The sequence below is a fragment of the Cellulomonas sp. HZM genome, from assembly GCF_000708885.1.
In the GTDB taxonomy this organism is placed as follows: Bacteria; Actinomycetota; Actinomycetes; order Actinomycetales; family Cellulomonadaceae; genus Cellulomonas.
On sequence record NZ_JEOE01000002.1, the window covers coordinates 1 to 25044 of the forward strand.

Sequence of the window (25044 nt, forward strand, 5' to 3'; positions counted from 1 at the left end):
CAGGTCACCGCTGAGGGGCCGCAGGGGTTGCGGGAGGCGTTGGCGGACCCGGCCGCGCAGGCGAGGTTCACTGAGGCGGTCACGGGTATGACACCGGTGCAGACCCGCAGGACGATCCTGGAGTACGCGGCTGTCTTCGACCCGGGCCGGGTGCAGGACGAGCACGACCAGGCCCGGCGGGACCGGTTCTTCAACCTGTCCGGTCACGGCACGGGGGTCAAGGTCACCGGGTTCCTGGACGCCACCACCGGGCACGCGTTACGCCTCGCCCTGGAGGCGGCCTCGCCGCGGGTCGAGGGGGACGAACGCACCGGGCAGCAACGCCGCGCCGACGCCCTGGGGACGATCGCAGCCCACGCGCTCGGGTGCGGCACGGGTGAGAGCGGTGCGAGTGGCGGCGGCACGGGCGTGGGTGCCGGTACCGGCGCCGGCGGCAAGGACGCCGTCGGCAGCGGTGCCGGTGGGACGACCGGTGCGGGCCTGGTCGGTTCGACCGGCGTTGGCGCTGGCGCGCGCACCGGCAAGACCGGTGGCGGGCTGTCCGGGGTGCGCAACCGGCCGCACATCTCGTTGATCGTCCCTGCCGAGACCATGGTCGAGCTGCACCGTGCCGGCCTGGCCGGAGAGACCGGCCGCATCCACCACGCCCGCCGCGCCGACGGCCGCGGCCGGCCGCAGGACGACACACGTCCCGCGCCACGCGGCAGCAGCGGCGGTGGCGTGAGCGGCGTGCCCGACGTTGCGGGCGAGACCAACTCGTTGTTCTCCGAGCTGCCCGGTCCGCGCACCGCCGACGGTGAGCTCATCACCACCCGCTCGGCTGCGGGGCACCTGGCCGCCGGGCTCGCCGGGGTGCCCGCACCGACGCTGGAGGACGGGACACCGGTGGCGCTCTCGGAGCTGGCCAAGGCGTTGTGCGACTGCGACATCACGAGGATCGCGATCACCGCGGACAACGTGCCCGTCGACCTGGGACGGACCGCCCGGGTGTACACCGGGGCGCACCGGCGGGCCGTGACCGTGCGGGACCAAGGATGCGCATGGAACGGGTGCGAGACACCCGCCCGGTTCACCGAGATCCACCACATCCGCTGGTGGGACCGAGACAACGGCGAAACCTCCCTCGAGAACGCCGTGATGCTCTGCGACTACCACCACCACCGCGTCCACGAACACGACCTCACCATCGAACGCCACCAACCACCGCCCCCACGGAAGCCCGGGCGGCGACGACCACGCATCGAGAACAGCGACACACCACCCGACCACCCGGTCGGCCAACCCGGCGCGCCCGCACACGTGACAGCCGGTGGCCCCGACACGCCCGGCAGCTCCGTGCTCCCCCACCACCCGCGAGGACCTCGCGATCACGTCACGGACAGCGACGACCACGCCACGGACGGGCTGCCACCGCTCGGCCGACCTCGCTCGACCTACACGTTCCGACGCACCAGCGACGGCACCGTCGTCAACGAACCACGACGACCCGGCGCCGCGGCCTGAGACACGTGCCGCGAGGCACGTCGCCGAGCGATGATCAGCGACGAGCAACGGCTTGGTTGGTCCACCGCGGCCGACAGCGTTCTGGCCGTCGCCCGCGCGCTCGGCTCAGCGAGCGATGCGCGCCGCTCCCACGGCTGCGAGCTCGCCCAGACGCGACAACGCGCGGAAGTACTTCTTGCGGTAGCCCCCGGCCAGCATCTCCGCGGAGAACAGCGCACCCGCCCCGGCACCGCCGAGGAGCACGGAGATGTCGCGGTCGTAGAGCCGGTCGACGAGCACGACGACCCGCAGCGCCACGTCCTGCGTCGGCACCGGGCCGAGGCCGGTGATCGCCGCGAGGCCGACACCGTCGAGCAGCGCACCGTACCGACTCGGGTGGACGCGGCTCAGGTGCTCGAGGAGCTGGGCGAACCCGTCGAGAGTCACGGCGCCCGCGACGTGCGTGCTCGCGTCGTCGGCCCGGAGCCCGGCGACCGCCGCACGCACGTCGTCGTCCGACAGCACCGCCTCGTCCGTGCGGACCGCACGGTGCCGGTAGTCCTCCCCGTCCACGCGCGTGACCTCGAACCGCGAGGACAGCGCCTGGATCTCACGCAGGAAGTCGTCCGCTGCGAACCTTCCCTCGCCGAGCGCGTCCGGCAGCGTGTTGGACGTCGCCGCGAGCGCGACCCCACGATCCGCTAGCTCGCGCAGCAGCCGCGACATCAGGACGGTGTCCCCCGGGTCGTCGAGCTCGAACTCGTCGATGCACACGAGTCGGTGCGCGGCGAGCGCCTCGACGGTCGGCAGGAATCCGAGGGCGCCCACGAGGTTGGTGTACTCGACGAACGTGCCGTAGGCCGTGCGCTCGGTGCCGACGGCGTGCGCGAGCGATGCGAGCAGGTGCGTCTTGCCGACGCCGAACCCGCCGTCGAGGTAGATCGCCACCGGCTCGGCACGGCGCAGCAGCCGACGCCGACCCGCGGCGTCGATCTGGTCCGCCGCGCGTCGCAGGCGGGTGACCGTCGTCGCCTGCGAGCCGAAGCGCGGGTCGGGGACGTACGAGTCGAACGATGCGCCGGCGAAGTGACGAGGCGGGACGAGCTCGGCGACGAGCCGGTCGGCCGGCACGTGCGGCAGCCGGCCGACGAGGGCAGGTGCCGCAGCGTCGTCGGTCGCACGGGGCTGCGCCGGACGCTGGTCGGGTGCGAGGCTCACGGTGACCCAGGGTACGTACGCGGCGCGATCATGGGAGGCCGCGCGCGACGTGGTCCCCGCCACACGTCCGCCGACCGAACCGTGCGACGACGGCGCGTGACCGACGCGCCCGCCCGCGCGGAGCGCGATGATCACGGCCCTTCAGCCGCGCTCCGGGCAACGCAGTGAGACGGACCGTTGTCCATACTTCGGCGCACTCGTCTCACATGTCGGAAGAGCGGTTCCGGTGATGCGGATCGTCTGTCAGCCTCGTCACGTGACCCCCTCGAGCGCCCCCCGCTGCTGTCGTGGCGGAGCCGTGCGCGCTCTCGGCGGTCACATGTGCATGTGCTGCTGTCAGCGGAGCCTCTGACCCGCCCCGTCCCCCCAGATCCACGGGCGCGCGGTCCGCGCCCCATGGTGACGTCCTCGCCGGACGTCAGGGTGCAGCCGCACGTCCACGACCTTCTCCGGAGGTAGCGCCACATGGCGCAGACCCGCATCGCACCCCCCGCGGCCCGCAACGAGGGCCAGTGGGCCTTCGACCAGCGCGAGCCCCTCAACGGCAACGAGCAGTTCAAGCAGGACGACGACGGGCTCAACGTCCGTCAGCGCATCATCGACGTGTACTCGCGTGAGGGCTTCGCGTCGATCGACCCGAACGACCTGCGCGGCCGCATGCGCTGGTGGGGCCTGTACACGCAGCGCAAGCCCGGGATCGACGGCGGCAAGACCGCGACGCTCGAGCCGCACGAGCTCGACGACGAGTACTTCATGCTCCGGGTGCGGTGCGACGGCGGGGCGCTCTCGCTCGAGCAGCTGCGGACGATCGCGCAGATCTCCGTCGAGTTCGGCCGGGACACCGCCGACATCACCGACCGTCAGAACATCCAGCTCCACTGGATCCGCATCGAGGACGTCCCGACGATCTGGGAGCGGCTCGAGGCCGTCGGGCTCTCGACGCAGGAGGCGTGCGGCGACACCCCGCGCGTCGTGCTCGGCTCCCCCGTCGCGGGCGTCGCGGCCGACGAGATCATCGACGGCACGCCCGCGGTCCGCGTGATCGCCGAGAACTTCATCGGCGACCCGCGCTTCTCGAACCTCCCGCGCAAGTTCAAGACCGCGATCTCCGGCTCGCCGCACCACGACGTCGCGCACGAGATCAACGACGTCGCGTTCATCGGCGTGGTGCACCCCGAGCTCGGCCCCGGCTTCGACCTGTGGGTCGGGGGCGGGCTGTCCACCAACCCCAAGCTGGGCGTGCGCCTCGGCGCCTTCGTCTCGCTCGAGCGGATCCCCGAGGTGTGGACCGGTGTCGTCGGCATCTTCCGTGACTACGGCTACCGCCGGCTGCGCACCCGCGCCCGCCTGAAGTTCCTCGTCGCGGACTGGGGCGCCGAGCTGTTCCGGCAGGTGCTCGAGGGCGAGTACCTCGGCTACACGCTGCCCGACGGGCCCGAGCCTCCGCCGCCGCCGACGGGCCGCCGCGACCACGTCGGCGTGCACCCGCAGGTCGACGGGAACTTCTACGTCGGTGCCGCGCCCACGGTCGGTCGCGTGTCGGGCCCGCTGCTCCTGCGGCTGGCGGACGTCATGGAGCGCGCCGGCTCGGACCGGCTGAGGCTGACGGTCGAGCAGAAGCTCGTCGTGCTCGACGTGGCGCCGGACCTGGTCGACGAGCTCGTCGAGGGTCTCGAGGACCTCGGGCTCGCCGTGCGCAGCGCGTCGACGTTCCGTCGCGGGACGCTCGCGTGCACCGGCATCGAGTTCTGCAAGCTGGCGATCGTCGAGACCAAGGCGCGCGCCACGGCGCTCGTCGCCGAGCTCGAGGACCGGCTGCCCACGTTCGACCAGCCGATCACGATCAACCTCAACGGCTGCCCCAACTCGTGCGCGCGCATCCAGACGGCCGACATCGGCCTCAAGGGTGCGCTCGCCGGCGGCGAGGACGGCTACCAGGTCCACCTCGGCGGCGGGCTCGGGCTCACGAGCGGCCTCGGGAAGACCCTGCGCGGCCTGCGCGTTCCCGCTCACGAGCTGCCCGACTACGTGGAGCGCGTGACGCGACGTTTCGACGAGCAGCGCACCGAGGGCGAGCTGTTCGCCCAGTGGGCAGCCCGGGCCGACGAGGAGGACCTGCGATGACCGAGCGCGCCGTCCCCTACTTCTGCCCGTTCTGCGCGAGCGAGGACCTGTTCCCCGCTGGCGACAAGCACGGCGAGTGGGAGTGCCGCTCGTGCGCACGGGTGTTCGGGTTGCGATTCGTGGGGGTGAAGGCATGACGGTCACCGACCGGAAGCACGAGAGCGAGGTGCGGGACCTGCCTGCGCTGCGGCAGCTCGCCGAGCAGGCGGGCCGCGAGCTCGAGGGTGCGCACCCGAAGGAGATCCTCGCGTGGGCCGCCCGCACGTTCGGGCAGGACGTGGTGGTCGCGTCGTCGATGGGCGACGAGATCCTCGTGCACATGGCCGCCAAGGCAGCGCCGGGCATCGACGTCGTGTTCCTCGACACCGGTTACCACTTCGCGGAGACGCTCGGCACGCGCGACTACTACGCCGAGTTCACCGACGTCACGCTGCGCACGATCCTGCCGCTCGCGACGGTCGAGCAGCAGGATGCCGAGCACGGTCCGCGACTGCACGACCGCGACCCCAACCTGTGCTGCGCACTGCGCAAGGTCGAGCCGCTCGAGCGCGCGCTCGCGCCCTACACCGCATGGGTCACCGGCATGCGCCGTGAGGACGCCCCGACGCGCACCGACATCTCGGTCGTCGGCTGGGACGACAAGCGGCACATGGTCAAGCTCAACCCCCTCGCGGCGTGGACGCAGGAGCAGGTCGACGAGTACGTCGAGGCCGAGCACGTGGTCCTCAACCCGCTGCGCCAGGTCGGCTACACGTCGATCGGCTGCGCCCCCTGCACGCGCGCCGTGGCCCCGGGCGAGGACCCGCGGGCCGGTCGCTGGTCCGGCACCTCCAAGACGGAATGCGGTCTGCACACATGACGCTCTCCCCCACGTTCACCCAGCTGGACGCACTCGAGTCCGAGGCGGTCCACGTGATGCGCGAGGTCGCGGGCGAGTTCGAGCGTCCGGTGCTGCTGTTCAGCGGCGGCAAGGACTCGATCGTGATGCTGCACCTGGCGCGCAAGGCCTTCTGGCCCTCGCCGGTGCCGTTCACGCTCATGCACGTCGACACCGGCCACAACTTCCCGGAGGTCATCGACTACCGGGACGACGTGGTCGAGCGGTACGGCCTGCGCCTCGTCGTCGCGAGCGTCCAGGACGCCATCGACGACGGCCGCGTCGTCGAGCGCCCCGACGGCTCGCGCAACCCGTTGCAGACCGTGCCCCTCCTCGACGGCATCACGCAGCACCGGTTCGACGCGGTGTTCGGCGGCGGACGCCGCGACGAGGAGAAGGCCCGCGCCAAGGAGCGGGTGTTCTCCCTGCGCGACGAGTTCGGCCAGTGGGACCCGCGCCGTCAGCGCCCCGAGCTGTGGGACCTGTACAACGGCCGCCACAAGCCCGGCGAGCACGTGCGCGTCTTCCCGCTGTCCAACTGGACCGAGCTCGACGTGTGGCGCTACATCGAGCGCGAGGAGATCGACCTGCCGTCGATCTACTACACGCACGAGCGCGAGGTGTTCCTGCGCGACGGGATGTGGTTGGCCCCCGGGGACTGGGGCGGCCCGCGCGCCGACGAGGTGCTCGAGACCCGCGCCGTGCGCTACCGCACGGTCGGCGACATGAGCTGCACCGGCGCGGTCGAGTCGGTCGCGTCGACCGTCGCCGACGTCATCGCCGAGGTGGCGGCGAGCCGCCTCACCGAGCGCGGGGCGACGCGCGCCGACGACCGGGCCTCCGAGGCCGCCATGGAGGACCGCAAGCGTGAGGGCTACTTCTGATGACGACGGCACCCGGCACCACCGACCTCGCTGACGAGACCGTCGTCGCGTCCGAGCGCACGGCGGACCACACGCAGCGCGACCTGCTGCGCCTCGCCACGGCGGGATCGGTCGACGACGGCAAGAGCACCCTCATCGGTCGCCTGCTGTACGACACGAAGTCGGTCCTGGCCGACCAGCTCGCGGCCGTCGAGCGGGCGACCGCAGCGCGCGGGGGCGGCGCTGTCGACCTCGCGCTGCTCACGGACGGGCTCCGTTCCGAGCGTGAGCAGGGCATCACGATCGACGTGGCGTACCGCTACTTCTCGACCGCCACGCGCGCCTTCGTCCTCGCGGACACCCCCGGGCACGTGCAATACACGCGCAACATGGTCACCGGCGCCTCGACCGCGGAGCTCGCGATCGTCCTCGTCGACGCCCGCAAGGGCGTGCTCGAGCAGACACGCCGGCACGCGACGATCACCGCGCTGCTGGGCGTGCCGCACGTGGTGCTCGCGGTCAACAAGATGGATCTCGTGGGTTTCGACGAGGCGACGTTCCGCTCGATCGCCGACGAGTTCGCCGCGTACGCCGCGCAGGTCGGCCTGGACGACGTCGTCGCGGTCCCCCTCTCGGCGCTCGACGGCGACAACGTCGTCGAGCGCTCGGCGCGCACGCCCTGGTACGACGGACCGACGCTGCTCGAGCACCTCGAGGTGGTCCCCGTGCTGCGCGACCCGGGCACCGAGGCGTTCCGGTTCCCCGTCCAGGTCGTCATCCGGCCTCGCACGAGCGAGCACCCGGACTACCGCGGCTACGCGGGCAAGATCGCGTCGGGCGTCGTCCGGGTGGGCGACGAGGTCACGGTCCTGCCCTCGGGCAAGTCGAGCGTCGTGACCGGCATCGACACGTTCGACGGCCCGCTCGACGAGGCGCACGCACCCCGCTCGGTCACGCTGCGGCTGGCCGACGACGTGGACGTCGCACGCGGTGACCTCGTCGTGCCCACGGGTGCGCAGGTCACGGTCGCGCAGGAGCTGCGCGGGACCGTGTGCTGGCTGGCCGAGCGCCGCTCGGTCCTGGGCCAGCGTGTCCTGGTCCGCATCGGCACCCGCACGGTGCGGGCGCTGCTGCGGGAGGTCGACGCGCGCCTCGACGTCGACGGCCTGGTCGTCGAACGCTTCACCGGCGTGGACACGCTGCACGCTGTCGATGCGACCGACACCTCGTCGGACGCCGCGCCGAGCGCGCTCGGGCTCAACGCGATCGGCCGCGTGACGCTGCGGCTCGCGGACGCCGTGCCGCTCGACGACTACGCCGAGCACCGCCGCACGGGCGGGTTCCTCCTCGTCGACCCCGCGGACGGCTCGACGCTCGCCGCCGGCATGGTCGGCGCGACGTTGCTGGACCGGCTCGCGCCGCAGGACGACCCGGCGGACGAGGCCGACTGGTTGGCCGGGGCCGGGATATGACCGACCGGCACGCCCTGTGGGTGGACCTCGCCGGTCGGCGCGTGCTCGTCGTCGGCGGCGGTCCGGTCGCGGCACGGCGTGCCGCACGCCTCGTCGAGGACGGCGCCGACGTGCTCGTCGTCGCGCCCGCGGTGTGCGAGGACGTCGCCGACCTGGTCGCGCGCCGCGCCGTCCGCTGGGCGCAGCGCGACTACCTCGCGACGGACCTCGACGGCGCGTGGCTCGTGCACACCGCGACCGGGGACCGTGCGGTCGACGACGCCGTGGCGGCCGACGCCGAGGCGTCGCGCGTGTGGTGCGTGCGGGCCGACGACGCCACGGCTTCCCCCGCGTGGACGCCCGCCGTCGCACGTTCGGGCGACGTCGCCGTGGCCGTGACGACCGGCGGCGACCCTCGACGCGCGGCCACGCTCCGCTCCGCGATCGCGCTGCTGCTCGACACCGGCGCACTCCCCGTGCGCCGACGACGGCCGGGCGCGGGCCACGTCTCCCTCGTCGGCGGCGGTCCCGGCGACCCCGGCCTCATCACGACGCGCGGCCGACGAGCGCTCGCCGAGGCCGACGTCGTCGTCGTCGACCGCCTCGCACCGCGGGCCCTGCTCGACGAGCTCGACCCGGAGGTCGAGGTGGTCGAGGCCGGCAAGGCCCCCCACGCGCACACCCTCACGCAGCACCAGATCAACGAGCTGCTGGTCGAGCGTGCGCGGGCCGGCCTGCGCGTGGTCCGGCTCAAGGGTGGCGACCCGTTCGTGCTCGGACGCGGTGGCGAGGAGCTCGCGGCATGCCTCGAGGCGGGCGTGCACGTCGACGTCGTCCCCGGCGTGACGTCGGCGATCGCGGTGCCCGGCACCGCGGGCGTGCCCGTGACGCATCGCGGGCTCTCGCGTCAGGTGACGATCCTGTCCGCGCACGACGACGAGCCCGACTGGTCGGCGCTCGCGCGTCTCGACGGCACGCTCGTGCTGCTCATGGGTGTGGGGCGGCTCGCCGCGCACACCGCGGCCCTCGTAGCGCACGGCAAGGACCCCGCCACGCCGGTCGCCGTCGTCGAGAACGGCACCCTGCCCGCCCAGCGGACGACGACGGGCACGCTCGCGACGATCGCCGACGTCGCCCTCGCGCGAGGCGTGGGCAATCCCGCCGTCGTCGTCGTCGGCGAGGTCGCCGCGCTCGCCGACGTGCTCGGCGGCTGACGCGCGCACGCGCCGACACCGCGGCCCGGGCACACCGTGCGAGCACCCCTCACGTCGCGCACCCGTGCGCCGGGTCGCCTAGCGTGACCGACGTGACCGACTCCCCCGCGCTCGACGTGCTGCTCCCCACGGACCGCGCGGGTGCGCGCATCGCACCCGCGGCCGGCGAGCACGAGCTTCTCGACCTGCTCGACGCGGACGGCCCGTGGGTCAGGGCGAACATGATCTCGACGCTCGACGGCGGCGCGACGGGTCCCGACCATGTCACGGGCTCGATCAACGGGCCCGCCGACCTGCGGGTGTTCGAGGCCCTGCGCACGCTCGCCGACGTGGTCCTCGTGGGCGCGGGAACGGTGCGCCAGGAGCGGTACGGCAGCCTCTCGCTGCCCGCCGCGCTCGCCGCCGAGCGTCGGGCCCGTGGTCGCCGCGAGACCGTCGAGCTCGCCGTGGCGACGCTCACCGGCGACGTCCCCGACCGGCTCCTCGCGTCCGACCGCCCGCCGTACGTCCTCACGACCCCCGGCTGCCCCGCCCTCGACGAGCTGCGGGCGCGCGTCGGTGACGACCACGTCGTCGTGACCGGCGGCCCGGACGGGGTCGACCTCCCGGCGGCGCTCGACGTCCTCGCGGCCGACGGGCTCACGAGGGTCGTCACGGAAGGCGGCCCGACGCTGCTGTCGGCGCTCGTCGCAGCCGATCTCCTCGACGAGCTCTTCCTCACGTGGAGCCCGGTCGTCGTGGGCGGCCCCGCGCCGCGGGTGCTCGACACCGCACAGTGGCTGCGACCCGTGCGCGAGCTGCGTCCCGTGCACCTGCTCCACGCGGACGGTGTGCTGCTCGGCCGGTGGACGCTGCGCGGCTGACCCTGGTCACCCGGTAGGTTCGCGCGCGTGCGCGACTTCCGCTGTCCCCGGTGCGGGGCGACGACGCTGATCGAGTCGACCACGTGCGACGCCTGCGGGCTCGAGGTCGGCCTGCACCCGACGAGCCGGACGTTCCACCCGGCGCCGACCCAGGGCGCCGAGGTCGACGGGCAGTGGTGGTACCCGTGCGGCAACCGGCCGTGGGGCTGCAACTGGCTCGTCCGGGCCGACTCGGGCGCCGGCACGTGCTTCTCCTGCCGGCTGACGCGGCGCAGGCCCGACGAGGGCGACACGCTCGCGCTCGAGGCGCTCGCCACGACGTCGACCGACAAGCGCCGCCTCCTGCTGCAGCTCGCCGAGCTGGGTCTGCCGGTGCGCCCGTGGTACGAGCGCGAGGGCGGTCTGGGCTTCGACCTGGTGTCGTCGCGCTCGGACGGCGAGCGCGTCACGATCGGGCACGCGAACGGCATCGTCACGATCGACCTCGCCGAGTCGCTCGACGCGCACCGCGAGGCCCTGCGCGTCAGCCTCGGCGAGCCGTACCGCACGATGCTCGGGCACTTCCGGCACGAGGTGGGGCACTACTTCGAGTGGGTCCTCGTCGAGCAGACCGCGTGGATCGACGAGTGCCGCGAGCTGTTCGGGGACGAACGCGCCTCGTACCGCGACGCGATCGCCCGTCACTACCGCGAGGGAGCACCGGCCGACTGGGTCGACACCCACATCTCCGAGTACGCGACGATGCACCCGTGGGAGGACTTCGCGGAGTGCTTCGCCCACTACCTGCACATGCACGACACCCTCACGGTCGCTGCCGCCGGTGGCCTCGAGCTCCACGGTGACGCGGTCCTCGACTCGTCGCTCGACCCGGACCGCCGCGCGGTGGCACCACGTGCGAGCTACGCCGACGCCACGATGGCCGAGCTGCTCGACGACTGGCTCCCGCTCGCGGCGTTCTTCAACCGGGTCAACCGCGCGATGGGCAAGGCGGACCTGTACCCGTTCGGCATCGTCGACGCGGTCGCGCGCAAGCTCGCGTTCGTGCACCGCGTGGTCGCCGCGTCGCGTGTCCCGGACCCGATCGTCGCCTGAGCCGCGGACGCCGGGCATGTCGGCCGCCGACTAGGCTCGGCCCGTGACCGACACGATCCTGGTCCTCACGGAGGACACGCTCGCCCCCGTCGACATCGAGCACCTGCTCGCGCTGCACGAGGGCGAGGTGCTGGCGTACCGCGTGCTCGTCCCTGCGGACTCGGACCGGCCGCTGATCCCGACGATCGTCGACAACCTGGGGCTCGGTGAGCTCAAGGAGGCCTTCGAGCGCCTCGTCGGCAAGGAGCCCAGCGTCCGCGAGGCGAAGGCGACCGCGTCCGAGCAGCTCGAGTCCAGCCTCGCCGAGCTCCGTGCCGCGGGCCGGGAGGCCTCGGGCGAGGTCGTCGACGACGACCCGCTGCCCGCGCTCCGGGCGGCCGTGGCTGCCGGTGACGTCCGCGAGGTCGCGGTCGTCACCTACCCGCACATGGTCGAGGACACGTTCCACCGCGACTGGGCGTCGCGTGCGCGCGACGAGCTCCACTTGCCGGTGCTCCACGTGTACTCGGGCACGTCCGAGCTGGGCTGACGCCCGCGGTGCCGGGCGCTCGTGCCCGGCACCGCTGCGCCCACGGACGCCGTCAGAACCCGGTGCTCGTCACCTGCGGGTAGTAGCGGCGGAACTTGCGGACCTGGTTGACCAGAGCCGCCCACACGTAGGCGCGGCGCCGGGGCGACAGGTCGCGCGGGTAGCGCAAGGGATGCACCGTGGCGCGGGCCCTGACCAGCGCTCGCACGCGCGCCGCGAGCCGCGGGTCGAGCACGTACCGCAGCAGCAGGCGGTGCGGCAGGATCGAGTACAGGACCGAGCGTTCGACGACGACGGGCTCGACCCGCTCGCCGAGCACCGCGTCCTCGACCACGAACCGCATCGGGTTGGCGCCGGCCGCGGTGACGTAGTAGTTGTTCCGGCCGATGCGCGGGTTGACCTCGAAGAACCGGAACCGCCCGTCGCGCGGGTCGACCTTCACGTCGAAGTTGGCGAACCCGCGGTAGCCCGTCGCCTCGAGGAACCGGCGCGCCTGCGCGAGCATCTCGTCGTCGCGGTAGGTGAACATCGCGGCCGGGTTGCCGAGCCCGGACGGCGTGTGCTCCTCGAGCAGCACGTGCGCCGAGCACAGCAGCGTCACCGTGCCGTGCGTGTCGACGTACGCGGTGACCGACCGCATCTGCGTGTCGTCGCCCGGGACGAGCTCCTGCACGACGAACCGCCCTCGGTACCCGGCGCCGCGCAACGCCGACCACAGCGTCGCGAGCTCGTCGGGCGAGGCGATCTCGAAGACCTTCTTCTTCCCGACGAACTCGACGTCCTGGTAGTCCGCGCTGCTCGCCGCCTTGGCGATCAGCGGGTACTCCAGGTCCACCTCGACGTCCGGCGAGCCGTCGCCGAACGTCTGCACGAGCGTGCGCGGCACCGAGATCCCGAGCTCGTCGCAGATCTCCGCGAACGTCGCCTTGTCCGAGATGCGCGTGAGCAGGTCGGCCGTGAGGAACGGTACGACGTAGTGCTGCTCGAGCTCCGCGCGGTGCTCGACGACGACGCGCACGAGCCAGTCGGAGTTCGCCATGAGCAGCAGCCTCCGGTCGGGCATACGCGCCGCGACCTCGAGCAGGCGGTCGACGAGCTGACGCGGGTCGTGGCCGTCGGCCACGATCTCGTGCTCGACGATGCGCGAGTGCGCGACCGGCCCGAGGGCCGCACCGGCGACGACCACCGACGTCACGCCGTACTGCTCGTGGAACGAGCGGGCCAGCGCGTAGACGCCGATGTCGGCGCCGAGGATCACGGGCTGCAGGGGCACGCCCTGCAGCCCGTGGACGGCGTGGCTCACGCGTCCTGCTCGGTGCGGTCGCCCGACCACGTCGTGTGGAACGTGCCCTCGCGGTCGGTGCGCCGGTAGGTGTGCGCGCCGAAGAAGTCGCGCTGCGCCTGGATGAGCGCGGCGGGCAGCCGCTCGGCGCGCACGCCGTCGTAGTACGCGAGCGAGGAGGAGAACGCCGGAGTGGGCACGCCGTGCAGCGCAGCACCCGCGACGACCCGTCGCCACGCCTCGACGCCGTTGCCGACGGCGCCCGTGAAGTACTCGTCGGCCAGCAGCAGCGGCAGGTGCGCGTCACGCTCGTACGCCTCGGTGATCCGGTTGAGGAACCGCGCGCGGATGATGCAGCCGCCGCGCCAGATGCGGGCCATGGCCCCGCGGTCGATGTCCCAGCCGAACTGCTCGGACGCGGCCGCGATCTGGTCGAAGCCCTGCGAGTACGCGACCACCTTGGAGGCGTACAGCGCGAGGCGCACGTCCTCGACGAACGCGTCCCGGTCGGTCACGTCCCAGGGCGTCGTGCTCGCGGGGAGCACACCGCGAGCGGCCTCACGCTGCGGGACGCCCCCGGACAGCGCACGTGCGAACGTGGCCTCCGCGATGCCGGTGATCGGCACGCCCAGGTCGAGCCCGTTCTGCACGGTCCAGCGGCCGGTACCCTTCTGCTCGGCCTGGTCGAGCACGATGTCGACGAACGCGCTGCCCGTCACCGCGTCCACGTGCTGCAGGACGTCCGCGGTGATCTCGATGAGGAACGACTCGAGGTCGCCCGTGTTCCACTCCTCGAAGATCTTCCCGATCTCCGCAGCCGACGCGCCGAGCCCCTGCTTGAGCAGGTCGTAGGCCTCGGCGATGAGCTGCATGTCGGCGTACTCGATGCCGTTGTGCACCATCTTGACGAAGTGGCCGGCGCCGTCCGGACCGACGTAGGTGCAGCACGGCACGCCGTCGACCTTCGCCGAGATCTTCTCGAGGATCGGGCCGAGGCTCTCGTACGACTCGCGCGTGCCGCCGGGCATGATCGACGGACCGAGCAGCGCACCCTCCTCGCCACCGGAGACGCCCGAGCCGACGAAGTGCAGACCCTTGTCGCGCAGCGCGTTCTCGCGGCGGATCGTGTCCGGGAAGTGCGCGTTGCCCGCGTCGACGACGATGTCGCCCTCCTCGAGGAACGGCACGAGCTCGTCGATCACCGCGTCGGTCGCGTCGCCGGCCTTGACCATGACGACGACCTTGCGCGGGCGCTCGAGCGACGCGACGAAGTCCTCGACCGACTCCGAGGCGACGAACGTGCCCTCGTCGCCGTGGTCGTCCAGGAGCGACTGGGTCTTGGCGAACGAGCGGTTGTGGATCGCGACCGTGTAGCCGTTGCGCGCGAAGTTCCGCGCGAGGTTCCGGCCCATGACGGCCAGGCCGGTCACGCCGATCTGCGCGGTCCCGACGACGGGTGCGGTACCGGCGGAGGCGTTCTCAGACATGCGCGGGGTGCTCCTTCTGGTCGTCGGCCGGTCCTGGCCACCGGACCCCGCGCAGCGCGGGGACGGGCCGGGTGACGGCCGGGTGATGGGTGCCCGACCAGCGTAGTGCGCGGGCGCCGTGCCGGATGCGGCGTGCCGCACCGCAAGACGACGCCCTCGCGCCCTAACCTGCGACCGTGACCCCCGCCGGTTCGCAGGACGTGCCTGCCGAGTTCGTCCGCTCGCTGCGTTCGCTGCGCTCGGTGCACGTGCGCCCGGAGGTCGTGCTCGACGAGGTGCCCGGACCCGCGCGCATCGCACCGTTCTCCGCCGCGCTCACGGCCGAGGTGCGCTCGGAACGTCGTTCCGTCTCCGCTGCCGAGCTCGCGTCAGGCCGGTTCGTCGTGCTCTACGACCCCGCGGGTCACGAGGCCTGGGAGGGCTCCTTCCGGCTCGTGACGCTCGTGCGGGCGACGCTCGAGCCCGAGGTGGGCGACGACCCGCTGCTCGCCGAGGTGGCGTGGAGCTGGTTCACCGACGCGCTCGCCTCCGCCGATCTCGACCCGCTCGCCGCGGGTGGCACCGTGACGCGCGTGCTGTCGCAGAGCTTCGGCGCGCTCGACGTGCGCGAGGAGCAGACCGAGCTCGAGATCCGCAGCTCGTGGACCGCGTCCGACGAGGACCTCGCGCCCCACCTGCGGGCGTGGACCACGCTGCTGTGCACCGCGGCGGGCCTGCCGCCGCTGCCCGACGGCGTCGTGCCCATCTCGCCGCTGCGCTGAGCACCGACCCGTGCCGGACCCCGCACGGGTCGGCGCGCTGCGAAGATTCGCTCAAGTGGCGCATCCCTGCTGCCGATGAGCGTGCTATGACCGTCGAGCCGCTGCGTACCGAGACCGCGCGCCACCCCGGCGTCGCGCGCCCCGCCCAGCGTCCGGCCGGCCACCAGATGTGCGTCGTGGTGGCCGAGGTCGCCGACGGCGACGGCTCGGCGCTCGTCGCGAACCTGCGCCGCCGTGGCAACCAGCGCGTCGTGGTCCTGACGCGTCGCGCGAGCCGTGCCGAGCTGGGCGTCATGCTCGCGGGCGGCCTGCGCGGTGCGGTCGCGAGCGCGACGGCGCCCAGCGTCGTGCGCACGCCCCCGCCGCCGGTCCCGCCGTCCGACCTCCCCGAGCTCACGGCTCGCGAGGTCAGCGTCCTGCGACTCGTCGCCGACGGCCGCAGCAACAAGCTCATCGGCGAGGAGCTGGGGCTCTCGGCCCTCACGGTCAAGAGCCACCTCGCGCGCATCTCGCGCAAGTTCGGCACGGGCGACCGGGCCGAGCTCGTCGCGATCTCGATCCGCGGCGGGATCCTCGACTGAGGCGAACGCCACGTCGTTCGTGCCGTCCGCGTGCGGCACGCCTGCCGGTCGTCGGCCCCGACCTCGCCTAGCGTTGGCCCCATGCGAGCCGACGACGCCCAGGACGGGACGGCCACCGGCGACGGTGGCGCCCCCGAGGCGCCCGTCGTCGTCCCCCTGACCGAGCCTGCCGACGGCATCCCCCCGGTCGTCGACACGCCCGAGGCCCTCGCGGCCGTCGTCGAGGCGTTCGGTGCGGGCACCGGCCCCGTCGCGGTCGACGCCGAGCGCGCGTCGGGGTACCGCTACGGCCAGCGTTCGTACCTCGTGCAGCTTCGCCGTGAGGGCGCCGGCACGGCGCTCGTCGACCCGGCCGCGCTGCCGGACCTGTCGGCGCTCTCGGACGCGCTCGTCGGCGTCGAGTGGGTGCTGCACGCCGCGTCGCAGGACCTGCCGGGTCTGCTCGAGCAGAACATGCGACCCTCGCGGGTGTTCGACACCGAGCTCGCCGCGCGCCTGCTGGGCATGGAGCGCGTCGGGCTGGCGGCGGTCGTCGCGGACACGCTCGGGCTGGGCCTCGCCAAGGAGCACTCGGCCGTCGACTGGTCGACACGTCCGCTGCCCACCGAGTGGCTGCGGTACGCGGCGCTCGACGTCGAGGTGCTCGTCGAGGTCCGCCAGGTCCTCGCGGAGCGGCTCGCGGTCGCGGGCAAGGCGGAGTGGGCCGCGCAGGAGTTCGAGGCCGTGCGCACGGCGCCGCCGCCCGCGCCCCGCGTCGAGCCGTGGCGCCGGGTGTCCGGCCTGCACGCGATCCGTGACGCGCGCCGGCTGGCCGTGGTGCGCGAGCTGTGGACGACGCGCGACCGCAACGCGCGCCAGCGCGACATCTCCCCCGGTCGGGTGCTGCCGGACGCCGCGATCGTCGCGGCCGCGGTCGCTCTCCCGCGCTCGGTCGCGCAGCTCACCGCGCTGCCCGCGTTCAGCGGCAAGGGCACGCGCCGGCGCGCGCCGCTGTGGCAGGCGGCGATCGACGCGGGCCTGGCCCTGCCCGACGCCGAGCTCCCGTCGGTGCGCGGACCCAAGTCGGACGCGCCTCCCCCGCCACGCGCATGGGCGGACAAGGAGCCGGCCGCGGCGGCCAGGCTCACGGCGGCTCGCGATGCGGTCACGGCACTGAGCGCGGAGCACTCCGTGCCGGCCGAGAACCTCCTGCAGCCGGATCTGCTGCGGCGTCTGTGTTGGTCACCGCCGTCGGCGCTCGACGAGGGGTCGATCGCGGCCGCCCTGACGGCGGGCGGTGCGCGCGCCTGGCAGGTCGGGCTCATGGCGCCCGCTCTCGCGCGGGCCTTCGCGGTACCCGAGGACACGGCTGTTACTCCGGAGTAACTTCCTCTGGCGTAGTACCGCGGGTAGCGGGTAACGTCGGCCACCGCGAGCCACGGTCAGGGCTCGCTCCGCACCCGAGCTGGACACCGTCGTCCCTGGAGGCCCGATGCCGACCGCATCCGCCCGCACCACCGTCCGCAGCGTCGTCTTCGTCGACGGCGTGCGCACCCCGTTCGGGCGTGCCCGCAAGGACGGCATCTACGCGAGCACCCGAGCCGACGACCTGTCGGTCAAGACCGTCCGCGAGCTGCTGCGTCGCCACCCGCAGCTCGAGCCCGCGCGCATCGACGAGGTCGCGATCGCGGCGACGACGCAGCAGGGCGACCAGGGCCTGACGCTCGGCCGCACCGTCGGCGTGCTCGCCGGCCTGCCCCGCACGGTCCCCGGCTACGCGATCGACCGCATGTGCGCGGGCGCGATGACCGCCGTCACCAACGTCGCCGCGCAGATCGGCGTGGGCGCCGCCGACGTCGTGCTGGCCGGTGGCGTCGAGCACATGGGGCACCACCCGATGGGCTTCGACGCCGACCCGAACCCCCGTTTCATGTCCGAGCAGCTCGTCGCCCCTGACGCGCTCAACATGGGCGTCACCGCCGAGAACCTGCACGACCGCTTCCCCGCGCTGACGCGCGAGCGCGCGGACCGCTACGGCGTCGCGAGCCAGGAGAAGTACGCCGCCGCGCTGGCGGCAGGCAAGATCGAGCCCGACCTCGTGCCGGTCGCGCTGCGCGACCCCGAGCACGGCTGGGGCCTCGCGACGGCCGACGAGCCGCCGCGCCCCGGCACCACCGTGGAGGCGATCGCGGGCCTGCCGACGCCGTTCCGCCCCGGCGGCCGCGTCACGGCCGGCACCGCCGCGCCCCTGACCGACGGCGCCGCGTCCTGCCTGCTCGCGGCCGAGGACGTCGCCGAGGAGCTGGGACTGCCCGTGCGCATGCGTCTCGTCTCGTTCGCCTACGCGGGTGTGGAGCCGGAGATCATGGGCATCGGCCCGGTCCCTGCGACCACCAAGGCGCTCGAGCGTGCGGGTCTCACGATCGACGACATCGGCCTGTTCGAGATCAACGAGGCCTTCGCGGTCCAGGTGCTCGCGTTCCTGGACGCGTTCGGCATCGCGGACGACGACCCGCGCGTCAACCAGTACGGCGGCGCGATCGCCACGGGGCACCCGCTCGCGTCGTCGGGCGTGCGCCTCATGACGCAGCTCGCGCGCCAGTTCGAGGAGAACCCGCAGGTCCGCTACGGCCTCACGACGATGTGCGTGGGCCTGGGTCAGGGCGGCACCGTCATCTGGGAGAACCCCCACTTCGTCGAGGGAGACGCCAAGTGAGCACCACCACCACGCAGCCCACCGAGGCGTCTCCGGCGCGCGCCGAGCGCGTCGCGCACGCGTTCGTCCGCGACGTCACGCTCCCCGCCGGCGCGGGCACGCTCGCGCTCGTCACGATCGACAACGGCCTGGACCACACCAAGCCGACGACGTTCGGCCCCCTGGGCATCGCCGAGCTCACCACCGCGCTGCAGGCCGTGCGCGAGCGCGCGCACGCCGGCGAGGTCGCGGCCGTCGCCGTCACCGGCAAGCCCTACTTCCTGGCCGCCGGCGCCGACCTCACGCAGGTCGCCGCGGTGACCGACCGCGCCGACGCGCTCCAGCTGGGCCGGGGCGGCCACGCGGCCTACGAGCTCCTGCACGACATGGGCGTGCCGACGTTCGCGTTCGTCAACGGCGTCGCCCTCGGTGGCGGCCTCGAGCTGGCGCTCAACTGCGACTACCGCACGGTCGGCGCGGACGTGCGTGCGCTCGCTCTGCCCGAGACCGGCCTCGGGCTCGTGCCGGGCTGGGGTGGTGCGTACCTCGTCCCGCGTCTCGTCGGGATCGAGAAGGCGCTCGACGTCATCCTCACACGTCCGGCGACCAACAAGCCGTACACCGCGCAGCAGGCGGCCGAGGTCGGGCTCGTCGACGTGGTGCTGGACGCGGCCGACTTCCTCGAGGAGTCCATCCGCTGGGCCGCGCGCGTGCTGTCCGGCGAGGTCGTGGTCGAGCGCCGCCCGCTCGACGACGCCGCGACGTGGGACGCCTACGTCGCTGGTGCACGCCAGCGCCTCGACGCGGTGGTGCACGGCTCCCGCCCGGCGCCCTACCGCGCGCTCGACCTGGTGGCCGCAGCCCGCGACGCCGACCGCGCGACCGCGTTCGCGGCCGAGGACGAGGCGCTCGCCGACCTGATCATGAGCGACGAGATGCGCGCGTCGGTGTACGCGTTCGGGCTCGTGTCGGGCGGCAAGAAGCCGCAGGGCGCGCCCGACCGGTCGCTCGCTCAGCCGGTCACGCGCGTCGGCATCGTCGGCGCCGGCCTCATGGCCGCGCAGATCGCGCTGCTGTTCGCGCAGCGGCTCGGCGTGCCGGTCGTCATGCGGGACCTGGACGACGAGCGCGTCGAGCACGGCCTGTCCGCGGTGCGCTCCACCGTGGAGCGGCTGGTCGCGACCGGACGGACCTCCGAGGCCAAGGCCGCGCGCCTGCTCGGCTCGGTGACGGGCACGACCAAGATCGAGGACCTCGCGTCGTGCGACCTCGTCATCGAGGCCGTGACCGAGGTGCTCGACCTCAAGAAGCGCGTGTTCGCCGAGCTCGAGACGATCGTCTCCCCCACGACGGTCCTCGCGACGAACACGTCCGCGCTGTCGGTCACCGAGATGTCGGCCCACCTGCAGCACCCCGAGCGCGTCGTCGGCCTGCACTTCTTCAACCCGGTCGCGGCGATGCCCCTCGTCGAGGTCATCCACGCCGAGCACACGTCGGCCGAGGCGCTCGCGACGGGCTTCGCGGTCGCCTCGAAGCTGCGCAAGACGGCCGTCCTCGTGGCCGACCGCCCGGGCTTCGTCGTGAACCGGCTCCTGGTGCTCCTCCTCGGCAAGATCATGGAGGCCGCGGAGAACGGCACGCCGGTGGAGGTCGCGGACCGCGCGCTGCGCCCGCTCGGCCTGCCGATGCCGCCGTTCGAGCTGCTCGACCTCGTGGGCCCCGCGGTCGGCCTGCACGTCCTCACGTCGCTGCGCGAGGACCTGGGCGACCGGTTCCCCGCGTCGCCCGGGCTGAGCAAGCTCGTCGCGGACGGCACGACGACCGTGCTGCCCGCCGCGGCCAAGGGGCTCCCGAAGCCGGTGGACCCCGCGATCCAGGACGTCTTCGTCCCTGCTGAGGGCGCCGTCGCGCTCGACGAGGACGGAGTGCGCGACGAGGTGCTCACGGCCCTCACGGTCGAGATCGGGCACATGCTCGACGAGGGCGTCGTCGCGACCCCGCAGCAGATCGACCTGTGCATGATCCTGGGCGCCGGGTGGGGCTTCCACCTGGGCGGCATCACGCCGTACCTGGACCGCACGGGCTACAGCGAGCGCGTCCTGGGCCGCCGCCTCCTGCCGGACGGTGTGGCCGACGTGCCCACCGCCTGACCAGTCGCCGACAGCACGCCCGACGAGGGCCGTCCACCACCCGGTGGGCGGCTCTCGTCGCGTCGTCCCCGGACGGGCCGACCACCGGCATGATGGTCGCCATGACCGATCTCACGCTCACCGGGTCCGTCGACCGCTCCGCCGCCGTCGAGGCGACGGCGCTCGTGATCGAGCTGCTGGGCCGACCCGAGGTGGCCGCGCGCTGGGACGACGAGTCGGCGTGCGCGGGCATGAGCGTCGGGGCGCTCGCGTGGCACCTCGTGAACCAGCCGCAGCGCCTGGTCGAGGTGCTCGGCGCCGAACCGGTGGACGCGGAGGTCACCACGCTCGACCAGCACTACGTGCGATCGGCCTGGGTGGTCGAGGACCTCGACGGCCCCGCCAACGTGGGCGTGCGCACGCGCGGCGAGGACCAGGCACGCGCAGGCGCGGACGCTGCCGTCTCGGCCGCACGGCAGGCCCTGGACGCCGTCGGACCGGCGCTCGCGGCGGCCGCCGCGACCGTGGCGCTCCCCTGGGCCGGCTGGGCGCTGAGCACCGACGACTTCCTCGTCACCCGTCTCATGGAGATGGTGGTGCACGCGGACGACCTCGCGGCGAGCGTCGGCGTCGAGACGCCCGACTTCCCGCCGGTCGTGCTCGAGCCCGTCCTCACGCTGCTCACGGGGCTTGCGCTGCGCCGGCACGGCCAGGACGCGCTCGTGCGCACCCTCACGCGCCCGCAGCGCGCGCCGGGGTCGATCAGCGCGTTCTGAGGGCCGCAGCTGCTCGGCGCCGCCGCACGCTCGACGCGAGCCACATCACCAGGGCGGCGTTCCCGGCGGCGATCACGGCGAACGTCAGCGCGTAGGCGAGCGTCACGGGCCACATCGGGCCGCCGGCGTCGGCGCCCGTGATGTTCCAGGCCGACGAACCGATCACGTACACGAACGGCAGGCCGACGACGAGCGCGGGCAGCGTGAGCACCAGCGCGGCCACCTCGGCCGGGTCGACGTCCTGCTCCGCTCCGCGCCACCCCAGGGCGGCGAGCACCGCCACGATCACGACGTACGTGCCGGCGACGACGAGCGAGTGTCTGCTCATGCTCCGCACGCTAGACCCGCGTGGCACCCCGTGGCACCAGGTGCGCCCGGGACCCTGACGCACCAGACGTCAGAAGACGGTGCGCCCCGTGACCCGCATCCGCTCGCGCACGCTCTCGACGAGCTCGGCGCTCGGCGGCTCGGTGTCCTCGAGCTCGTACCGCATCCCCAGGTCGGCCCACTTGTCCCGGCCCATCTGGTGGAACGGGAGCACCTCGACACGGTCGACGTTGCCGAGGGTCGCGACGACGTCGGCGACCGCCTGCACGTTCTCGGGTGCGTCGGTGAGGCCGGGCACCAGCACGAAGCGGATCCAGGCTCGCGTCCCGGCGGAGTCGAGGCGGTGCGCGAAGTCGATGGTCGGCTGCAGCTCACGACCCGTGACGCGGCGGTAGGTCTCCGGCAGGCCGGACTTGACGTCGAGCAGCACGAGGTCGACGTCGTCCAGCATCGCGTCGGACAGCTGCGTGCCGAGGAAGCCCGACGTGTCGAGCGCCGTGTGCAGCCCCAGCTCCTTGGCCGCTCGCAGCAGCCGCCGCACGAAGGCCGGCTGCATCAGGGGCTCGCCGCCCGAGATGGTCACCCCGCCGCCGGTCGCCTTGAGGACGGGCGCGTAGCGGCGCATCTTCGCGACCAGCTCGTCGGCCGCGACGTCGGTACCCCGGCGCATCTCCATGGTGTCGGGGTTGTGGCAGTACAGGCACCGCAGCGGGCAGCCCGCCAGGAAGATCGTCAGGCGCGTACCGGGGCCGTCGACCGCCGTCACGAGCTCCCACGAGTGCACCGACCCGACCTCGCCCGCCCGCACGGCGGCGAGCCGGGCGGAGCGGTCGTCGGCCTCCGCGGCGTCGAGACCGGCGGTGCCGTGCCCGTGGGCGCGCCCGTGCGCCCCGCCGACGAGCGGCATGCCGAGCGGCACCACGGGTGCGCCGGGCTGCCGCTCGTCGGTCAGGGTCGTCATGGTCGTTCTCCTCGGTCCGGTACGCGGGTGTCGTCGGGGTGGTGCGGTCAGACCGCGCCGTGGAACGTGCGCGACAGGACGTCGAGCTGCTGCTCGCGCGTCAGCCGCACGAAGTTCACGGCGTAGCCGGACACCCGGATGGTGAGCTGCGGGTAGTTCTCCGGGTGCTCCATCGCGTCGAGGAGCGTCTCGCGGTTCAGGACGTTGACGTTCATGTGGTAGCCCGACGAGAGCGTGTACGCGTCGAGCAGCCCGACGAGGTTCGTCACCTGCTCGTCGCGCGTGCGGCCCAGTCCCGAGGGGACCACCGACGAGGTCAGCGAGATGCCGTCCTGCGCCTGGTCGTACGGGAGCTTGGCGACCGACAGACCCGAGGCGAGCATGCCGTGCGTGTCGCGCCCGTTCATCGGGTTGGCGCCGGGCGCGAAGGGCTCGCCCGCACGGCGGCCGTCGGGCGTGGAGCCCGTCGCCTTGCCGTAGACCACGTTCGACGTGATGGTCAGCACCGACTGCGTGTGCAGCGCACCGCGGTAGGTCGGGTACCGGCGGATCTTCTCCATGAACGAGCGGACGAGCGCCACCGCGATGTCGTCGGCGCGGTCGTCGTCGTTGCCGTACGCGGGGAAGTCGCCCTCGATCGCGTACTCGGTGACCAGGCCGTCGGCCGTGCGCAGCGCGCGGACCTTCGCGTGCTTGATCGCGGACAGCGAGTCGGCGACGACCGACAGGCCGGCGATGCCGCAGGCCATCGTGCGCAGGACCTCGCGGTCGTGCAGCGCCATCTCGATGCGCTCGTACGCGTACTTGTCGTGCATGTAGTGCACGCAGTTGAGCGCGTCCACGTAGGTCTGGGCGAGCCAGTCCATCGTCGTGTCGAGCTTCGCCATGACGTCGTCGTAGTCCAGGACCTCGCCCTCGACGGGCGCCGTCACCGGCGCGACCTGCTTGCCGGTCACCTCGTCGCGTCCGCCGTTGATCGCGTACAGCAGCGCCTTCGCGAGGTTGACCCGCGCACCGAAGAACTGCATCTGCTTGCCGACCCGCATCGGGGACACGCAGCACGCGATCGCGGCGTCGTCGCCCCACGCCTCACGGATCAGGTCGTCCGACTCGTACTGGACCGCCGAGGTGTCGATCGACACCTGCGAGCAGAACCGCTTGAAGCCCTCGGGCAGCTGGTCGCTCCAGAACACGGTCATGTTCGGCTCGGGTGCCGGGCCCAGGTTGTAGAGCGTCTGCAGGTACCGGAACGACGTGCGCGTGACGAGCGGGCGGCCGTCCTCGCCCATGCCGGCGATCGACTCGGTCACCCACGTCGGGTCGCCCGAGAACAGGGCGTCGTACTCGGGAGTGCGCAGGAAGCGCACGATCCGGAGCTTGATGACGAAGTCGTCGATGATCTCCTGCGCCTGCTCCTCCGTGATCGCGCCGGCCTCGAGGTCGCGCTGCAGGTACACGTCGAGGAACGTGGAGGTGCGGCCGAGCGACATCGCCGCGCCGTTCTGCTCCTTCACCGCGGCGAGGTAGCCCATGTAGAGCCACTGCACGGCCTCCTGGCCGGTGGTGGCCGGGCCGGAGACGTCGATGCCGTAGGTCGCGGCCATCGTCTTGAGCTCGCCCAGCGCTCGGACCTGCTCGGCCAGCTCCTCACGAGCCCGGATGACGTCCTCGACCGAGCGCTCCATGTCGAGCCCGGCACGCTCGAGCTTCTTCTCGGCGATCAGCGCGTCGACGCCGTAGAGGGCGACGCGGCGGTAGTCGCCGATGATGCGGCCGCGGCCGTAGGCGTCGGGCAGGCCGGTGATGATGTGGCTGCTGCGCGCGGCCCGCACGGCAGGCGGGTACACGTCGAAGACGCCGTCGTTGTGCGTCTTGCGGTACTTCGTGAAGATCTCGGTGACCTGCTCGTCGGGCTCGTAGCCGTAGGTCGCGAGCGAGTTGAGCACCATGCGGTAGCCGCCGTTGGGCATGATCGCGCGCTTGAGGGGAGCGTCGGTCTGCAGACCGACGATGACCTCGTTGGCCTCGTCGATGTAGCCGGGGGCGTGCGAGGTGATGGTCGACGGCGTGTGCTGGTCGATGTCGTAGACACCCTTGGCGCGCTCGGCCGGGAACATCGCGGAGAGCTTGTCCCAGATGCCGGTCGTGCGGGGCGTCGGTCCTGCGAGGAACGACGCGTCACCGTCGTACGGCGTGTAGTTGCGCTGGATGAAGTCGCGCACGTCGACGTGGTCGACCCACGGGCCCGTGACGAAGCCGCTCCAGGCGGCGGGGAGGTCGGTGTCGGTGCTGGCGTGCACCGGGGGAACCGCGGTGGTGGACATCTGGTCGCTCCTTCGTTCGAGCCGGACAA

22 protein-coding genes are annotated in these 25044 nt (G+C 73.0%); 16 read left to right on the top strand and 6 right to left on the bottom strand.

Features of this window, described 5'->3' with window-relative positions; all coding sequences use genetic code 11:
- Positions 1–1503: HNH endonuclease signature motif containing protein (locus AW16_RS17435; protein WP_081861408.1), on the top strand; the 1503-nt coding region annotated here is incomplete at its 5' end.
- 105 nt (positions 1504–1608) lie between these two features.
- Here the strand turns inward: AW16_RS17435 and zapE are convergent.
- Complete coding sequence (gene zapE, locus AW16_RS0101855) at positions 1609–2700, bottom strand: cell division protein ZapE (RefSeq protein WP_034648008.1); 1092 nt, start codon at positions 2698–2700, stop codon at positions 1609–1611.
- A 465-nt stretch (positions 2701–3165) separates the two neighbouring features.
- On the opposite strand from zapE, the gene AW16_RS0101860 reads away from it, so the two are divergent.
- From AW16_RS0101860 to AW16_RS0101900, 9 genes are all read left to right on the top strand, one after another.
- On the top strand, positions 3166–4824 hold the full coding sequence (locus AW16_RS0101860; RefSeq protein ID WP_029287689.1) for a nitrite/sulfite reductase: 1659 nt from the start codon (positions 3166–3168) through the stop codon (positions 4822–4824).
- Positions 4821–4961 carry a hypothetical protein gene (locus AW16_RS18560; protein ID WP_197021533.1) on the top strand — a complete coding sequence of 47 codons (141 nt, stop codon included), beginning with the start codon at positions 4821–4823 and terminating at the stop codon, positions 4959–4961. Before AW16_RS0101860 ends, AW16_RS18560 begins: the two co-directional genes overlap by 4 nt.
- Complete coding sequence (locus AW16_RS0101870) at positions 4958–5683, top strand: phosphoadenylyl-sulfate reductase (protein ID WP_051681582.1); 726 nt, start codon at positions 4958–4960, stop codon at positions 5681–5683. Before AW16_RS18560 ends, AW16_RS0101870 begins: the two co-directional genes overlap by 4 nt.
- A complete protein-coding gene (cysD, locus tag AW16_RS0101875; RefSeq protein ID WP_029287692.1) occupies positions 5680–6585 on the top strand; it encodes a sulfate adenylyltransferase subunit CysD in 906 nt (301 codons plus the stop codon). The genes AW16_RS0101870 and cysD overlap by 4 nt, the downstream gene beginning before the upstream one ends.
- Complete coding sequence (locus AW16_RS0101880; RefSeq protein ID WP_029287694.1) at positions 6585–8036, top strand: sulfate adenylyltransferase subunit 1; 1452 nt, start codon at positions 6585–6587, stop codon at positions 8034–8036. The genes cysD and AW16_RS0101880 overlap by 1 nt, the downstream gene beginning before the upstream one ends.
- Positions 8033–9229 (top strand): uroporphyrinogen-III C-methyltransferase, encoded by a 1197-nt coding sequence (gene cobA, locus AW16_RS0101885; protein ID WP_029287696.1) that lies wholly within the window; start codon positions 8033–8035, stop codon positions 9227–9229. The genes AW16_RS0101880 and cobA overlap by 4 nt, the downstream gene beginning before the upstream one ends.
- Positions 9230–9321: 92 nt before the next feature.
- Entirely contained in the window at positions 9322–10092 is a 771-nt protein-coding gene (locus tag AW16_RS0101890) for a dihydrofolate reductase family protein (protein WP_029287697.1), read from the top strand.
- A 27-nt stretch (positions 10093–10119) separates the two neighbouring features.
- Positions 10120–11184, top strand: coding sequence for a putative zinc-binding metallopeptidase (locus AW16_RS0101895; RefSeq protein ID WP_029287698.1), 1065 nt, complete (start codon positions 10120–10122; stop codon positions 11182–11184).
- A gap of 43 nt (positions 11185–11227) precedes the next feature.
- Entirely contained in the window at positions 11228–11713 is a 486-nt protein-coding gene (locus AW16_RS0101900) for a hypothetical protein (RefSeq protein ID WP_029287700.1), read from the top strand.
- Positions 11714–11765: 52 nt separating this feature from the next.
- Here the strand turns inward: AW16_RS0101900 and AW16_RS0101905 are convergent, their stop codons facing one another.
- Both AW16_RS0101905 and gndA read right to left on the bottom strand, forming a co-directional pair.
- On the bottom strand, positions 11766–13016 hold the full coding sequence (locus AW16_RS0101905) for a hypothetical protein (protein ID WP_029287703.1): 1251 nt from the start codon (positions 13014–13016) through the stop codon (positions 11766–11768).
- Positions 13013–14482 carry an NADP-dependent phosphogluconate dehydrogenase gene (gndA, locus tag AW16_RS0101910; RefSeq protein WP_029287704.1) on the bottom strand — a complete coding sequence of 490 codons (1470 nt, stop codon included), beginning with the start codon at positions 14480–14482 and terminating at the stop codon, positions 13013–13015. Before gndA ends, AW16_RS0101905 begins: the two co-directional genes overlap by 4 nt.
- A 176-nt stretch (positions 14483–14658) precedes the next feature.
- On the opposite strand from gndA, the gene AW16_RS0101915 reads away from it, so the two are divergent.
- The 6 genes from AW16_RS0101915 to AW16_RS0101940 all read left to right on the top strand — a co-directional run bounded on the left by AW16_RS0101915 (position 14659) and on the right by AW16_RS0101940 (position 21403).
- Positions 14659–15243 carry a DUF3000 domain-containing protein gene (locus AW16_RS0101915; RefSeq protein ID WP_029287706.1) on the top strand — a complete coding sequence of 195 codons (585 nt, stop codon included), beginning with the start codon at positions 14659–14661 and terminating at the stop codon, positions 15241–15243.
- Between the two features lie 86 nt (positions 15244–15329).
- Positions 15330–15824 carry a LuxR C-terminal-related transcriptional regulator gene (locus AW16_RS18905; RefSeq protein WP_304412818.1) on the top strand — a complete coding sequence of 165 codons (495 nt, stop codon included), beginning with the start codon at positions 15330–15332 and terminating at the stop codon, positions 15822–15824.
- A gap of 81 nt (positions 15825–15905) precedes the next feature.
- On the top strand, positions 15906–17189 hold the full coding sequence (locus AW16_RS0101925; protein ID WP_029287710.1) for a ribonuclease D: 1284 nt from the start codon (positions 15906–15908) through the stop codon (positions 17187–17189).
- A gap of 106 nt (positions 17190–17295) precedes the next feature.
- A complete protein-coding gene (locus AW16_RS0101930; RefSeq protein ID WP_029287711.1) occupies positions 17296–18519 on the top strand; it encodes a thiolase family protein in 1224 nt (407 codons plus the stop codon).
- Positions 18516–20648 (top strand): 3-hydroxyacyl-CoA dehydrogenase NAD-binding domain-containing protein, encoded by a 2133-nt coding sequence (locus AW16_RS0101935; protein WP_029287713.1) that lies wholly within the window; start codon positions 18516–18518, stop codon positions 20646–20648. Before AW16_RS0101930 ends, AW16_RS0101935 begins: the two co-directional genes overlap by 4 nt.
- A gap of 101 nt (positions 20649–20749) precedes the next feature.
- The gene (locus tag AW16_RS0101940) at positions 20750–21403 is read left to right on the top strand and encodes a maleylpyruvate isomerase N-terminal domain-containing protein (RefSeq protein ID WP_034648014.1); all 654 of its coding nucleotides are present in this window, start codon (positions 20750–20752) and stop codon (positions 21401–21403) included.
- Here AW16_RS0101940 and AW16_RS0101945 read toward each other — a convergent pair.
- From AW16_RS0101945 to pflB, 3 genes are all read right to left on the bottom strand, one after another.
- Positions 21390–21731 carry a hypothetical protein gene (locus AW16_RS0101945; protein WP_029287716.1) on the bottom strand — a complete coding sequence of 114 codons (342 nt, stop codon included), beginning with the start codon at positions 21729–21731 and terminating at the stop codon, positions 21390–21392. The genes AW16_RS0101940 and AW16_RS0101945 overlap by 14 nt on opposite strands.
- A gap of 69 nt (positions 21732–21800) precedes the next feature.
- A complete protein-coding gene (gene pflA, locus AW16_RS0101950; RefSeq protein ID WP_029287718.1) occupies positions 21801–22691 on the bottom strand; it encodes a pyruvate formate-lyase-activating protein in 891 nt (296 codons plus the stop codon).
- A gap of 47 nt (positions 22692–22738) precedes the next feature.
- A complete protein-coding gene (pflB, locus tag AW16_RS0101955; protein WP_029287720.1) occupies positions 22739–25015 on the bottom strand; it encodes a formate C-acetyltransferase in 2277 nt (758 codons plus the stop codon).
- Positions 25016–25044 lie beyond the last annotated feature (29 nt).